Origin of the sequence: Peptostreptococcus sp. D1 (assembly GCF_900112955.1) — a bacterium.
Lineage (GTDB): Bacteria > Bacillota > Clostridia > Peptostreptococcales > Peptostreptococcaceae > Peptostreptococcus.
Window position 1 is genome coordinate 18,360 of sequence record NZ_FONP01000017.1, and the last position, 12,208, is coordinate 30,567.

Below are 12,208 nucleotides of genomic sequence, written 5' to 3' on the forward strand. Positions count from 1 at the left end.
TACTTCACCCCCATTCTTATTGCCTATTCTTTTTCTTTGATGCAATCTTAATGTTGGCTATAGTAAATATCACAAATACCAATATCCATAATACTATACCTATATACATCGGAATAAATGTTTGAATCCAATTCAGTTTACTTATCCCAGCAATTTTAAGCAACACCATTCCTACCTGAATCAATCCTAATACTCCCATCTTCTTGATTTACCTTCTTTCATCTTGCTACCTCTTATTTCATAAAAAATACCATTTCTATTTTTAACTACGATATTTCTTATCTTAACTACACTATTTTTTGTCCTTAAAACTTGACATCATAACTTCCCAATCGTCGAAATCATCATCAGCATTATATTTCAAATTGTCTTTATTTAAAAAATACAACTTCCATGCATCTATAGTTGCATCTACAGGGTCTATTCTTCCTGTAGTTGTATTCTTATCTATCTTCGTTTCGCCAAAACTATTTTTGGTAGTGATTGCATTAGAAAAAGACCAGCTAAGTAGCTCGTCTTCATCATTATATTCAATTCCCAGTGCATCTACCGTCAATTTAAAATCTATCGTTGCATCGGACAGGCTTCTTGCCGACTGTACAATTTCGGTCAAATCACAATTTAAAAACTCCAAATCACTTATATATGCCCCTGCATTATGAGGATCATATCCACAGTCAATGAATTTTAAGTCATACTCTTCTTTTATTTTTTTCAAGTAAGCTGTGATAAAGCTGTAATCAGTCTTATATCCTCCACCACCAGTGGTAAGGTCAAGCAATCCTTTATCAGCCCACAACTGATATGGTACATCATCAGTCTTTATATGCTCCTCTAATCTCATAATAGGCATAAATGAATGATGATGTATAAATACTTTTTCATCATCATTTTTCGGAGGAAATATCAGCACAATACTTGTCAAATCTCCTCCAGAGGAAAGGTCAATCCCAAGTATACACTCTCTCCCTCTCAAATCTTTTAGAGTTTTTTTGGACTTACATTTTATAAGTTTTTTTAAATCCAGTAACTGTCTACCTGCATTTGTCACCCACCGATTTAGTTCCTTAGTCAAGAAGTTTACTAGCTCATTACCGCCTTCTTCCTTAGCACTCACAGCCTTCTCTTTTACCCTTTGAACCATTTCCTCATTCAAAGTATCATCCTCATTCCACATTCTAAGTGGAGAAGCTTTCGCCCAATTCTCAGGATTCCAAATATCATCATCTTCATCCATTTCAGCTATAAATATGAACTGAGAATCTTTTGTGATAACTCCCTCTAATATTTTCTTGCACATCTGATATTTCTGATGGCAAGCACCACCTATATTAAATCCTGCGGTAGTTATTATTAATGTTAAAGCCGAATCAACATTAATCTGCCCATCAAGTAAAAGCTGATACATTTTAGCATTAGGATGTGCGTGATACTCGTCTACTATCGAAAATATAGACCTGAATCCATCTGCAGATTTTGTATCTCTACCTATAGCCTTAATTTCAGTTCCGGTTACAAAACTTTTAATAGTTCTGTCATGCTCTCTAATTTTATACATTTTCTCAAGCCACTTATCTGACCGGATAAACTTTGCCAACTCATCCCATACTATATTTGCCTGGTCTTGCTTTGTAGCAGCACAATATATTTTCCCTAGCTTATATCCTCTAAAGGTACTAAAATTATTACTCTCTGAACCTGCCAAAAATGATTTACCATTTTGCCTAGCTATTTGAATATATCCCTCTCTATATCGTAGTGCATCATTAGATTTCTTTTTCCAGCCATGTATAGACCCGATTATAAAATTCTGAAAACCTCTAGTTTTCAATTTTTTTTCCTTTTCACCTTCAGCTATAACCAACTCATTAGTAATATTTATATATTTTTCAGCTTCATCAACATCAAAGTAATAATCCCACTCTCCTTCAGATTTTTTCAAATCTTCCAAATGCCTTTTACAACATAATATTTCAGTATTACCTTTCTTTACGATTCCATCTACAACCTTTAGGGCATATTCCGTAGTTCTATCCATTAATTCACTTGTAATCATCTACAAATATTTCAAGAAAGGATTTGTTGTTGATTCTTCCGACTTAGGAATCACAAGTCGCAATCTATCAGATGTGGCAAGTCCTAATTTAGAAGAACACTGCATTATAGTATCTACTTGCATTTTTCTAATCTTGATAAGGTCTTTAGTTTCCTCTTTCACAAAAGTATTGCCTTCATCATCTACAATCGTAAATCCAAAATCATTTATTTTCTTAGTCACTTCTACATATGTAGAATATGCATCGCAGTAAATTGATAATATAGACAAGTCCATATTATCAATTAATTCAAGTGGTTCAGATTCCACTACAATTCTTTTAAATTCCTTCTTAGCTTCTTTCGATAACCAAGCTGGAGCCTTTAAATCTCTCTTAACCTTCAATTTAGATTCTGCAATCTCTCTTTGCAATTTCTTTTCCTTACCAATTTTTCCTGTAGAAACTACTGATAGTTTTGGCGGTCTTCCTGTCTTTGCCATATTTAATCCCTTCCTTCCTTAAATTTTCACATATAAAAAGAGCCTTTCAGCTCTTATTCCTTTAAATTCACATATAATGAATGATATTTTTCTTCTTGCAAATATTTTATTATATCTCCTTTTCTATGAAAATAAGAAATCATATTATATGAATGTTCAATCAACATCATTCGATTTAATATGCTTATGGATTTATAAAAATTTTTGTAGAAACTATTTTTATTTTTAAAACCTTCTCCAATGTTACTATTATTTTTTAAACAAGATAAATAATCTTCTACTAAGCTCTCTTGCCATTTTTCACCACCATGTATATACTCACAAGCTTCTGAATATTGACTTTTTAAAAATGAATAGTAATTTTTATCCAAATAATTTTCGTATTTATTATCTGATAATCCTTCAAATGCATTAATTGTTACTCTTCCATTTTCTATTTTTTTTATTAGCCTTATATAATTTTCAATTATAGATCGTTTGTTTAAAAATATGTATCTGATTTGATTTTCAAGAATGCTATTCATCAAAAAATAGAAGTCTGAAATTAGGCTTATTCTATAGACATCAAGTTCTTTATCAAAACAAATCATTTTTAAAAAAATAATTTGTTTTGAAATAAATCTTATAAATTCACTATCGCTTTGATTACATTTTACCGAATTACTATTTAAATAATCCTCCACGTGTTCAACGAATTTATTTATATTTATTTTAATTTTTTTCAACTCAGGTTCTAAAAGTTTATCATTCATTTTAAATCCATCCATCAAAAGTATTTTTATCACTTTTATTTTTCAAATCTTGATACAATTCTATTTTTTTATTTATATATGAATATACATTTTTTTGATATTTATATATTTCTTCAGTATTATAAATAATTCTGGTAGTTTTAGCCACAATCAATGTCCTAGATTTATAAACATAATGTTTAAAACTAATGTCAAACACATTAGTAATAAATTCATCTATATCACTATTCTTTTGAAATATTTCTTTTGATAAAATCATTTCAGAGAGTATACCTATCATCTTATATTTTTGTATATTTTTACTTTTCAATTCATTCCTGAATATTATTAAACTAGAATACATATTTTATCCCTCGCCATTCCCTAATTTATTAATAAGCTCTATGCTAATTGCTTCAATATCTTCTCTTGAAGCCTTATATTTCGTTGGTAAAGGTCCTTGCTTTCCTCTTTGTATATCATTTACTATTGTTGATACTGAATCAAATATATCTATTTCGTTAACAATATCTTTACTTTCAAAATCTGTTTTTATTTGATTTTGCTTAACACTATTATTTTTATCAACCATTGTATATATCAACCCTAAACATTTCAATTCAATATCTTCCTGACTGATTAAATTATCAATTGCACGTTGTAAAGATCTAATACCTACTATAGAATATCTGTCTATTTTGTTCGGAATTAAATAATAATCAGAGGCCATTAGGGCACTATCCGTATAAATTGTTAAAGTTGGTGGACAATCAATAAATATATAATCATATTTATCTTTAAGGTTGTTGTTTTTAATAAAATTTTTGATTCTATTTACATATTGATGATTACTTATTGAATTTGCTAAAACTAAACTCAAATCCCCACACAATATATCTAAGTTATCTTTTAAATTTATAATTATATCTTCAGAACTAGGCATTTCAAATTTATTCATAATACTTTTATCCATTTCAAATAATCTAAAAATAGTTTTCTCATTTTTTTGGACAAAATTAGCATAAAAGTTTCCATTAACATCATCTTTGTTTTTACTTTTATATGTATCTAATAATGCTTGTGTTGCATTAAATTGAGGGTCTGCATCTATTATCAAAACCTTCTTATCTATATCTGATATGTAATCACTTATTCCTATGCTTAGAGTTGTTTTTCCTACTCCGCCTTTCATATTAATAATCGAAATAACCTTTCCCATGACTTACCTCCATAACTTAACATTTACATGTTCTATTATATCATATTGGAATTAGCATGGGTGATTTTTCTTAAATATTTTTGGACTTTCTGGCATTTTTTCGCAAGAAAATTCCCCCGCGGTCCTAGAGATTAATATTTAAAACTTTTTTTACTTCCCCCTCCCCCTGAATTGTTTTGTCTGTCTAAACAATTCAGAAATTAATGTCCTCTTTTGTTGTTCATTATTAGAGTATATTCTTTCAATTTCATTGTGAGAACTGCTGGAAAGTGGTATTAGGTTGTCTGGGTCAAGTCTTCTATCCCAATCATCTTTTATTGGTATGATATGGTGTACCATTTCCGATAATACTATTCGATTGTATTTATATAGCTGATACACGTCTATATGATTGTATCTTTGTCTTATATAGTGTGATAGCTTTGTCCATTCTTTAGACTTATAGAATTGTTTAAGCTTCTTATCTCTGATATGAATATCATAATGACTATGTCTATTGTATCCACATCTATCACATTCTTTACCTAATTCAACTTTATTACCACACTTACATACCCTCGTCAATGCCATCCTCTATCACCTCTATCATATCCATCATATCCACTGTCAAATATGACATATCTATTATTCTGTAATATTTATTTTATCCTATTCATCAAACCCTATACATATTGATTTAATCTATACTTTATTGGTATTCTTACTATACTTTTTTGACTCCAATATTACACCGACTCAATATGTCATATATTGCTACTAAATTAAAAATAACGCATTGATTCATAGGCATCAGATATTGTGTCCTGATTAATACCTATATATCTTAGCGTTATACTTGGGTCTGAATGATTGAATATATTTTGCAATACTGCAGTATCTTTTGTAGCATTATAATAATGATATCCAAATGTCTTGCGAAGACTATGTGTACCTACATTTTCAATACCGAACGTATTACATGTATCCTTAACTATCTTATATGCGTGTTGCCTGCTTATCGGATTCATACCGGTAGAACTATTAGCTATAAGATACTCATACTCTTCCTTACCGTTAATGTAGTCTTCCAGTTCTTTTTTTAAAACTTTATTTATTTTTATAACCTTTCCTTTACCGGTCTTCTGTTCCTTCATCCTTATTGACTCTTTCCCCCGTACATGTTTTACTTGCAATTTTAGAATATCTGAAATACGAAGACCTGTATAAATTCCTATACAAAATAATATGAAATTTCTCAAATTAGTTTTCTTTAAATATTTTAATATATCTTCTAATTTATTTTTGTCCCTAATCGGCTCTACATAATTCATTATATCCTTCCTTTTTATTTTAAGTATATCAAATAAAAAAGGACATTCCATTGGATGCCCTTTTATCTGCTCTGTTTGTGGGGGTATGATTTCACACTACCATTATACCACATAGTCAACTGCATTTTACTGCACAAATATTTTTTTGCTATAAATATTTTTCTATACTATCCAAAGCTTTTTTATGTAATTTATAGATTTTCCTAACGCTCCATCCTAAATCACTAGATATCTTCTCCCAGCTTTCGCCTTTAATATATCTTTTTCTCAATATTGATTCTAATACATGATCGTCTATCTCAGATATTTTCATACTTACTTCTTCTATTAATTCTAGTTTTTCCCTAATTTTGTCATTAATCTCTGATTTTATCTCAACTATTTTGTGTATTACATTTTCAAAACTACCTATATTGGAAGTCTGCACCTTACTCTCACTATAATCAATAGCCCCACCTTTTGCAATTGTGTCTAACATTAATAATTCATCTTCCAATGTCTGAATATATTTATCTGCTTTGTATAGTCTTAATAAATATTTTTTACCTTCCATGCTATCCCCCCCTACATTCCTACTCTTTAATTTTCCAACCTACAATACTCCCATATACAATTCCACTATGTTTCAAATCGTCATTATAATTTTTCACTACACTCATCTTGTACTCTGCTAAATCTTTTGCTTTAATCACTTCTTTAAAATTCGCATGCATTCCCCTTCTTTGTACCTCAATACCCACATTATCATCTATTGCCCATTCCAAGAATTCTAATAAACTTTCTTTTCTAGTCATATTAACCCTCCTAATATATTACTTCTAAATATCCTACTCCACACCAAATGACTTCTTAGTATCACTCACTATTTTATGAAATTCAACTTCTCTCCCACGCTTTGGTACTACAAATCCATCTCTTATCTTACCAGCACCCTCACGCAAACATTTAATTGCAGTCACTGTCTCAACAAAATTCTTTTTATTTTTAGTCCCATATTTCTCTTCAAATGTTTTTTTCTTATTCCCCATTAGAATGGCACCTCCTCATCATTTACACTACTTTCTTCAATCCCTACAGGCTCCTCTTTCTTAGCACTTAGTTTTTCCACTCTTTTGCCTGCTACCTTTGCAAATGTTCTTGTCTGTCCTTCAGAGTCATATCTGTCAATCCTCATAGCACCATTCACAGCTATCAAAATCCCTTTTGATATATAATTTTGTACATATTCTGCAGTATTACCCATCACTTCTACCGGAATAAAATCAGTCTCATAATCTCCATTCGATTTTTTATAATCTCTATCTACAGCCACAATAAATCTTGCTAATAAAGTTCCCGTAGGCAAATACCTAGTCTCAGGATCTCTCGTCAATCTCCCAATTATCGTTATGTTATTCATACTCATCAGCTCCTCTAGTATTCATATACATCATTTTTTAACTATTTCAGCACCCATTTTCCTAATATTTCACTGCTTGCTACACCTTCCAACATACATTGCTCTCTATACTTCTCAGTGCTATCTATATCTTCCTCACGCTCATATAACAGCTTTTCATTATGAAATTTCATCAATCCAGTGTCTTCAAATAATTCATTCAACAGCTTAGCATTATCTCTGATATTCACATATCTCCTATATGGTACTATCAATGACTCCACCATAATCTTAGTCCCTATCTCTGCACCGGTGATATTATCCTTCCACCTGTCAATGGCTTTAATTAACTCGCCTAGTTTTTTGTGTACCGGAAAGAAAATATCCTCCCCATCTACATATCCTCTGTATATTCTCATCTCCTACTCCTTCCAATCATTCCTGACTGCTTCTACAAGAAAGCCTATATTTTTATCAACCGTCCTGCCTCTCTGAAAAGTGAGTTTTATCTTATCCCGTAAATATACAAATCCCAATTTCTTCGACTTCAGAATGCCAACTATTTTATTTTTACTTTTTTCGTCAACTCCATAATGCTTTAATATAAATTCACACCTTTCTAGTTCCTCTAAGTATTTTTTATTTTTAAAATCAGAGTCAGATATATATTTATTTGATTGATTATAATTAATTAATTTATTATCTATATCTTTATCTATATCTATCTCTATCTCTAATTCTAACTCTGGTGGACGATTGTCGGACATTTGTCCAACCCCTTGATTTAACTCATTTTTATCATTTTTTTCATTTTTTACCTCGGATATTTGTCGGGACATTTGTCCATCCTCTTTGTTTTCATTTTCGGGCAATTGTCGGGACATTTGTCCATCCTCTTTATTTTTATTTTCGGGCAATTGTCGGGACATTTGTCCATCCTCTTTATTTTTATTTTCGGGCAATTGTCGGGACATTTGTCCTATTTTTTTTGTCTCATCAATTTTTTTTCGGTACTCCCTCTTTCTATCACCTTCGGAACTAGACTTACCGATAAAATTTTGTATTTGCAGCATAAAGATAGTCCCATTCTCTAGCATTTCTACCAGGCCTAGCTTAGAAAAATGTACTAATGCCTGCTTGATATCTCCTACACTGTGTCTTGTCACAGTGGCAAGAATCTCAGGACTATAAGGAATTGCATCATTCATCATCAATTTTCCTGTATTTTTCAAACTTCTTAAATATAGTTTCAAAAGAATATTTGAATACTTATATCCATCCGGCAGGCTTTCCAAATATATAATTTCATCACTTTCAAAGAAATTTTCTTTAAGTTTTAAATAATAATATTTTTTATTATCGCTCATTTTTACACATCCTTTATTCATTTGCCCATCTCAAATACATTGAGATATATTCCACTACAATTAACAGTGTGTACTTAAATGCACCTAATAAATCAATTCTCATCAATACCATACCTTTCTTTGAAATAAACCCTTGGAACCTTTCCTCTAACAACTCTAAATCCTTTTTCTTTTAACTCTTCGTTAAGTTCTCTGATTACTTTGTATGCATATGCTTTTGACATACATAATATTTTCGATATTTCTTTTGCTTCAATAAAATAATTATTCGTTTTGATCACCCCCCTAAACATTGTTGTTTTCATATAATTTCCTTGCTATAATCTAAATGCAGGCACATTTGCTGAGTCTATAGAAAGGGGGAAATTGCTATGAAAATAGATGGAATTGATAATTTTATTAATACTCTAGAACAGTTATCCAATAATGCTAAAGATTTAAGCTCTACGACTTCTATAAATCTTGAAGATGCATTCACGGAATCTTTCATGAGTACGCACACTAAATTTAATGATTTTCAAAGTTTTTTAGAATCTGGTGGGTTTAAAGCTTCAAACCAAGAAGAATTTGACAGTATTGATACAGATAAATTAGACGAATATGTATCACAAAATACTAGTTTTAACTCTTTTGAAGATATGCTTACTGAAGCGACTATGCCACACCTAGAAGAAATATTATTTAAAAATATTTAAATTTAGCACTTTTCGTTAATTGACTCAATTAGAGAATTTATTTCTAATAACAAATCTCTAACTCGAGTCAATTTTTCAATTTGTTCATCAACATTTGTGATTGATAAATCAATTTTTATGCCTTCGTGTTTCATCTCTCATCACCTCGCTTTCTTTTTGTGATATCTTCTACTCCCTGTGCTATAATTGTGTTACAGGCATGATTGCCGAGTTTATAGAAAGGAGAGTATAGTATATGAAACTTAATCCTGATTGTATGCGTGATATACTTATATTTGCTGAAAATATAGAATACGGTACTCAGTCAACCCTTACCAAATTAAGCGAGGCACTTCCACAGTATTCGATAGAAGAACTAGATTATTCATCTGGAAAATTATATGAAGCCGGGTTTATTGATGCAACGTTCTTGCCTAAACAAAGACATATCGGCGACGTGCTTTCTAAGTTAAATGGTTTAACCTATGACGGACACCAATTATTAGCAAATATTCGTAATGAAAAAATTTGGGAACCCACTAAATCAATAGCAAAAGAAATTGGTGCAACATCTATTCAAGCACTTACTCAAATTGCCACTGGTGTAGTTACTCAAATCATCACAAAACATCTAGGTTATTAATTTTTACCACTTAAGTCGTTGATTGTGTTTTTAATGCCATAATCAACGGCTTTCTTCATTAATCGCCTTAGCTCATCTTCGCTTAGCTTTCCATATTTTTCTTGATATATACAAAATGCTCCAATAAAACCTCTTGACCAAAATATCCATTTGTGTACTGCATATAAATTGGTTGCTATTAATAATAAAATCGCTACTTTCACTTTCATCACCTCACTTTTTATTCTTATCAACATGAATATTTTTCAAGTAATATTTCAAAAAAAATTAACATATTTTTAACTCACATAGGGAAACTTTATAGTAATTTGCCAAAGCTATGCATTTTCCAATAGGCACGTTACTTAAATCTTTTTCCCAAGAACAGTATGTTGGTGTTGATACCCCAATGTCTTTCGCAACTTGACGCTGCGTTTTATTCTTTCTAGCTCTAAGCTCTTTTAAAGTATACTGTCTTTCAATCATACTTATCACCTCTCTTTTGTAATTATTATTTTACATGAATATTTTTCAAGTGTCAATGCTGTTTTTGAATTTTTTTCAAGTTTTTTTATTTTTTTATAAAAATAGCTTGAAAAATAATCAAATATATTATATGATGTTTGTATAAAGGGGGTTAGATATATGTATCTTTCAAGAAATCTAAAATATTTAAGGAAAAAAGCTGGATTGTCTCAAGATTTTATTGCTCAAAAGTTTGGATATAAATCTTTTACAACAATCCAAAAGTGGGAAACAGGTATTTCAGAGCCTAGTTTTTCTACAGTTAATGAATTGTGTATATTGTATGGTGTTAATTTGGAAGATATCATATATAAGGATCTATCATCCGAAAATATAATTGAAAAAGAAAAAAATAATACAATAACTAAAAATGAAGAAATGCTTTTAAATAAATATGGCAAATTGAATGATTTAGGACAAAAAGAAGCAATTAAAAGAGTTTCAGAATTAACCGAAATTGATAAGTATACAAGGGTAAATATTACTACTATGGCAGCTCATAACGACGATAACAGCGAAGAACAGCAAGAACTTATGATGAAAGATTTTGAGGAGATGGATAAGTGGTAAACAAATCCTCTCTATCAATATATGAGGAAATGCTAGAAGAAGCATATGGCGAGGGAATAATAGTAAAAGAAGTTGAGTTGCAGAGTAACGCAACTGGTTTATACAAAGACAATAAAATAGCTATCAATAAATCTATTGATTCACAGTATGAAAAAAATTGTGTTCTTGCTGAAGAATTAGGTCATTATTATACTACTGTTGGTAATATAATTAATTTAAAAGACTCATATAACCGAAAACAAGAATTGCAGGCTAGAAAGGTAGCATATAACAAACTGGTTCCAATAGCTAAACTTGCAGAAAAATATTTTTCAGGATTCGCAAATAATCTGTCTGAGATGGCTGAAGAATTAGAGGTTACTATTGACTTCCTAACTGAAGCGTTGGAATATTATGAGTCAAAATATGGAAAATACATGATTATGGGCGAATACCTTATCGTATTTAGTCCTTTTCATGTATACAAAAAAGAAAACGTTTATCATAATCTTTAGGATTTTGATATATATTTTAATTTTTTATGGAGGTATTAAAATGGAAAAAACAAAGAGAAGTAAATTGGCTTTAATCTCGATGATATTGGGAGCATTGTATTTGATTTATATCATTTACTATTTTACTAGCAATATGGCATCAACAACTGGCGGTGCTGATACCGTTGGTGTTGGAATTGCTACAATGCTTGTTCTTCCTCATATATTGTGTACTGGAATTGCCTTACTTTTCAATATTCTAGGATATTTCATGAATAAGGCTGGTTTTATGCTAACATCTGGAATCCTATATGCAGTAGCTATGGTATTATTCCTAATTTATTTTATGTTTGTCATAATTCAGATGATACTATCATTTGTTGCATATGCAAAAATGAAAAAAGAAAAATAACTTTGATTTTAAAAAATAAGAATTATAGTTGTACCTTGAAAATTAAATAGTTACAGACATTTAAACATAATTGCATTATTCATGCTACTGTAATATAATAGTAATATAGCTGTTGATAAATATGTATATAAAATGTGGAAAAGTAATAAGGGAGGTATGGTGGACATGACTACTCTATTTGAAGTTGCAAAAAACTTTCTTGACAGAGAGCCTAGTATGTCTCTTAAGAAACTACAAAAATTGTGTTGGTATGCATACAGCTGGTTTATTGCTCTAAATAATGAACCAGATGAAGAAAATTTAGCTTTATTGTTCAATAATCGTGCAGAAGCATGGGTACATGGTCCGGTCTTTAGAGATTTGTATATTGACTATAGACATTCAAATATGA

General features: G+C 30.4%; 24 protein-coding genes. 6 read left to right on the forward strand and 18 right to left on the reverse strand.

Going from position 1 to position 12,208, the window contains the following annotated elements; all coding sequences use genetic code 11:
• Window positions 1-16 precede the first annotated feature (16 nt).
• From BM120_RS09505 to BM120_RS09575, 15 genes are all read right to left on the reverse strand, one after another.
• Entirely contained in the window at window positions 17-199 is a 183-nt protein-coding gene (locus BM120_RS09505; RefSeq protein ID WP_091995480.1) for a hypothetical protein, read from the reverse strand.
• A 93-nt stretch (window positions 200-292) separates the two neighbouring features.
• Window positions 293-2,056 carry a terminase large subunit gene (locus BM120_RS09510; RefSeq protein ID WP_207645717.1) on the reverse strand — a complete coding sequence of 588 codons (1,764 nt, stop codon included), beginning with the start codon at window positions 2,054-2,056 and terminating at the stop codon, window positions 293-295.
• Entirely contained in the window at window positions 2,057-2,536 is a 480-nt protein-coding gene (locus tag BM120_RS09515) for a phage terminase small subunit P27 family (RefSeq protein WP_091995482.1), read from the reverse strand.
• Between the two features lie 53 nt (window positions 2,537-2,589).
• Window positions 2,590-3,288, reverse strand: a complete 699-nt coding sequence (locus tag BM120_RS09520; RefSeq protein ID WP_091995484.1) for a hypothetical protein — start codon at window positions 3,286-3,288, stop codon at window positions 2,590-2,592.
• 1 nt (window position 3,289) lies between these two features.
• Window positions 3,290-3,568 (reverse strand): hypothetical protein, encoded by a 279-nt coding sequence (locus BM120_RS09525; RefSeq protein WP_143076538.1) that lies wholly within the window; start codon window positions 3,566-3,568, stop codon window positions 3,290-3,292.
• Between the two features lie 66 nt (window positions 3,569-3,634).
• Window positions 3,635-4,486, reverse strand: a complete 852-nt coding sequence (locus BM120_RS09530; RefSeq protein WP_091995488.1) for a ParA family protein — start codon at window positions 4,484-4,486, stop codon at window positions 3,635-3,637.
• A gap of 150 nt (window positions 4,487-4,636) precedes the next feature.
• Window positions 4,637-5,056, reverse strand: a complete 420-nt coding sequence (locus BM120_RS09535; protein WP_091995490.1) for an HNH endonuclease — start codon at window positions 5,054-5,056, stop codon at window positions 4,637-4,639.
• A gap of 191 nt (window positions 5,057-5,247) precedes the next feature.
• Window positions 5,248-5,847 carry a site-specific integrase gene (locus BM120_RS09540; RefSeq protein ID WP_330389459.1) on the reverse strand — a complete coding sequence of 200 codons (600 nt, stop codon included), beginning with the start codon at window positions 5,845-5,847 and terminating at the stop codon, window positions 5,248-5,250.
• 97 nt (window positions 5,848-5,944) lie between these two features.
• Window positions 5,945-6,349, reverse strand: a complete 405-nt coding sequence (locus tag BM120_RS09545; RefSeq protein WP_091995492.1) for a DUF1492 domain-containing protein — start codon at window positions 6,347-6,349, stop codon at window positions 5,945-5,947.
• 19 nt (window positions 6,350-6,368) lie between these two features.
• Window positions 6,369-6,590 carry a hypothetical protein gene (locus tag BM120_RS09550; protein ID WP_091995495.1) on the reverse strand — a complete coding sequence of 74 codons (222 nt, stop codon included), beginning with the start codon at window positions 6,588-6,590 and terminating at the stop codon, window positions 6,369-6,371.
• A 33-nt stretch (window positions 6,591-6,623) separates the two neighbouring features.
• Complete coding sequence (locus BM120_RS09555; protein WP_091995497.1) at window positions 6,624-6,824, reverse strand: hypothetical protein; 201 nt, start codon at window positions 6,822-6,824, stop codon at window positions 6,624-6,626.
• Window positions 6,824-7,195, reverse strand: a complete 372-nt coding sequence (locus BM120_RS09560) for a single-stranded DNA-binding protein (protein ID WP_091995518.1) — start codon at window positions 7,193-7,195, stop codon at window positions 6,824-6,826. Before BM120_RS09560 ends, BM120_RS09555 begins: the two co-directional genes overlap by 1 nt.
• 41 nt (window positions 7,196-7,236) lie before the next feature.
• Window positions 7,237-7,593, reverse strand: a complete 357-nt coding sequence (locus BM120_RS09565) for a hypothetical protein (protein ID WP_091995499.1) — start codon at window positions 7,591-7,593, stop codon at window positions 7,237-7,239.
• Between the two features lie 3 nt (window positions 7,594-7,596).
• Window positions 7,597-8,541, reverse strand: a complete 945-nt coding sequence (locus tag BM120_RS09570) for a phage replisome organizer N-terminal domain-containing protein (RefSeq protein WP_091995520.1) — start codon at window positions 8,539-8,541, stop codon at window positions 7,597-7,599.
• Between the two features lie 92 nt (window positions 8,542-8,633).
• Window positions 8,634-8,846: a hypothetical protein gene (locus BM120_RS09575; RefSeq protein WP_242941601.1), complete on the reverse strand. Its 213-nt coding sequence runs from the start codon at window positions 8,844-8,846 to the stop codon at window positions 8,634-8,636.
• Between the two features lie 66 nt (window positions 8,847-8,912).
• On the opposite strand from BM120_RS09575, the gene BM120_RS09580 reads away from it, so the two are divergent.
• Window positions 8,913-9,236: a hypothetical protein gene (locus tag BM120_RS09580; protein WP_091995501.1), complete on the forward strand. Its 324-nt coding sequence runs from the start codon at window positions 8,913-8,915 to the stop codon at window positions 9,234-9,236.
• A 2-nt stretch (window positions 9,237-9,238) separates the two neighbouring features.
• Here the strand turns inward: BM120_RS09580 and BM120_RS11230 are convergent, their stop codons facing one another.
• Complete coding sequence (locus BM120_RS11230) at window positions 9,239-9,370, reverse strand: restriction endonuclease subunit S (protein ID WP_143076539.1); 132 nt, start codon at window positions 9,368-9,370, stop codon at window positions 9,239-9,241.
• 101 nt (window positions 9,371-9,471) lie between these two features.
• Between BM120_RS11230 and BM120_RS09585 the strand changes: the two genes are divergently transcribed.
• Complete coding sequence (locus BM120_RS09585) at window positions 9,472-9,858, forward strand: DUF2513 domain-containing protein (protein WP_091995503.1); 387 nt, start codon at window positions 9,472-9,474, stop codon at window positions 9,856-9,858.
• Here the strand turns inward: BM120_RS09585 and BM120_RS09590 are convergent.
• Both BM120_RS09590 and BM120_RS09595 read right to left on the reverse strand, forming a co-directional pair.
• Window positions 9,855-10,061, reverse strand: a complete 207-nt coding sequence (locus BM120_RS09590; protein ID WP_091995505.1) for a hypothetical protein — start codon at window positions 10,059-10,061, stop codon at window positions 9,855-9,857. The two genes, BM120_RS09585 and BM120_RS09590, sit on opposite strands and share 4 nt — an antisense overlap.
• Before the next feature lie 64 nt (window positions 10,062-10,125).
• Window positions 10,126-10,323, reverse strand: coding sequence for a helix-turn-helix transcriptional regulator (locus tag BM120_RS09595; RefSeq protein ID WP_091995507.1), 198 nt, complete (start codon window positions 10,321-10,323; stop codon window positions 10,126-10,128).
• A 159-nt stretch (window positions 10,324-10,482) separates the two neighbouring features.
• Here BM120_RS09595 and BM120_RS09600 point away from each other — a divergent pair, with 159 nt between their 5' ends.
• The 4 genes from BM120_RS09600 to BM120_RS09615 form a co-directional block, all read left to right on the forward strand.
• The gene (locus tag BM120_RS09600) at window positions 10,483-10,932 is read left to right on the forward strand and encodes a helix-turn-helix domain-containing protein (RefSeq protein ID WP_091995509.1); all 450 of its coding nucleotides are present in this window, start codon (window positions 10,483-10,485) and stop codon (window positions 10,930-10,932) included.
• Window positions 10,926-11,426, forward strand: a complete 501-nt coding sequence (locus BM120_RS09605) for an ImmA/IrrE family metallo-endopeptidase (RefSeq protein ID WP_091995510.1) — start codon at window positions 10,926-10,928, stop codon at window positions 11,424-11,426. Before BM120_RS09600 ends, BM120_RS09605 begins: the two co-directional genes overlap by 7 nt.
• Before the next feature lie 40 nt (window positions 11,427-11,466).
• Window positions 11,467-11,817, forward strand: a complete 351-nt coding sequence (locus tag BM120_RS09610) for a hypothetical protein (RefSeq protein ID WP_091995512.1) — start codon at window positions 11,467-11,469, stop codon at window positions 11,815-11,817.
• A gap of 165 nt (window positions 11,818-11,982) precedes the next feature.
• Window positions 11,983-12,208: Panacea domain-containing protein (locus BM120_RS09615; RefSeq protein ID WP_442956755.1), on the forward strand; the 226-nt coding region annotated here is incomplete at its 3' end.

Coding starts and splice junctions, on each gene's coding strand:
- BM120_RS09505 (WP_091995480.1), bottom strand. CDS start 199: ATGGGAGTATTAGGATTGATTCAGGTAGGAATGGTGTTGCTTAAAATT.
- BM120_RS09510 (WP_207645717.1), bottom strand. CDS start 2,056: ATGATTACAAGTGAATTAATGGATAGAACTACGGAATATGCCCTAAAG.
- BM120_RS09515 (WP_091995482.1), bottom strand. CDS start 2,536: ATGGCAAAGACAGGAAGACCGCCAAAACTATCAGTAGTTTCTACAGGA.
- BM120_RS09520 (WP_091995484.1), bottom strand. CDS start 3,288: ATGAATGATAAACTTTTAGAACCTGAGTTGAAAAAAATTAAAATAAAT.
- BM120_RS09525 (WP_143076538.1), bottom strand. CDS start 3,568: ATGATAGGTATACTCTCTGAAATGATTTTATCAAAAGAAATATTTCAA.
- BM120_RS09530 (WP_091995488.1), bottom strand. CDS start 4,486: ATGGGAAAGGTTATTTCGATTATTAATATGAAAGGCGGAGTAGGAAAA.
- BM120_RS09535 (WP_091995490.1), bottom strand. CDS start 5,056: ATGGCATTGACGAGGGTATGTAAGTGTGGTAATAAAGTTGAATTAGGT.
- BM120_RS09540 (WP_330389459.1), bottom strand. CDS start 5,847: ATGGAATGTCCTTTTTTATTTGATATACTTAAAATAAAAAGGAAGGAT.
- BM120_RS09545 (WP_091995492.1), bottom strand. CDS start 6,349: ATGGAAGGTAAAAAATATTTATTAAGACTATACAAAGCAGATAAATAT.
- BM120_RS09550 (WP_091995495.1), bottom strand. CDS start 6,590: ATGACTAGAAAAGAAAGTTTATTAGAATTCTTGGAATGGGCAATAGAT.
- BM120_RS09555 (WP_091995497.1), bottom strand. CDS start 6,824: ATGGGGAATAAGAAAAAAACATTTGAAGAGAAATATGGGACTAAAAAT.
- BM120_RS09560 (WP_091995518.1), bottom strand. CDS start 7,195: ATGAATAACATAACGATAATTGGGAGATTGACGAGAGATCCTGAGACT.
- BM120_RS09565 (WP_091995499.1), bottom strand. CDS start 7,593: ATGAGAATATACAGAGGATATGTAGATGGGGAGGATATTTTCTTTCCG.
- BM120_RS09570 (WP_091995520.1), bottom strand. CDS start 8,541: ATGAGCGATAATAAAAAATATTATTATTTAAAACTTAAAGAAAATTTC.
- BM120_RS09575 (WP_242941601.1), bottom strand. CDS start 8,846: ATGAAAACAACAATGTTTAGGGGGGTGATCAAAACGAATAATTATTTT.
- BM120_RS09580 (WP_091995501.1), top strand. CDS start 8,913: ATGAAAATAGATGGAATTGATAATTTTATTAATACTCTAGAACAGTTA.
- BM120_RS11230 (WP_143076539.1), bottom strand. CDS start 9,370: ATGAAACACGAAGGCATAAAAATTGATTTATCAATCACAAATGTTGAT.
- BM120_RS09585 (WP_091995503.1), top strand. CDS start 9,472: ATGAAACTTAATCCTGATTGTATGCGTGATATACTTATATTTGCTGAA.
- BM120_RS09595 (WP_091995507.1), bottom strand. CDS start 10,323: ATGATTGAAAGACAGTATACTTTAAAAGAGCTTAGAGCTAGAAAGAAT.
- BM120_RS09600 (WP_091995509.1), top strand. CDS start 10,483: ATGTATCTTTCAAGAAATCTAAAATATTTAAGGAAAAAAGCTGGATTG.
- BM120_RS09610 (WP_091995512.1), top strand. CDS start 11,467: ATGGAAAAAACAAAGAGAAGTAAATTGGCTTTAATCTCGATGATATTG.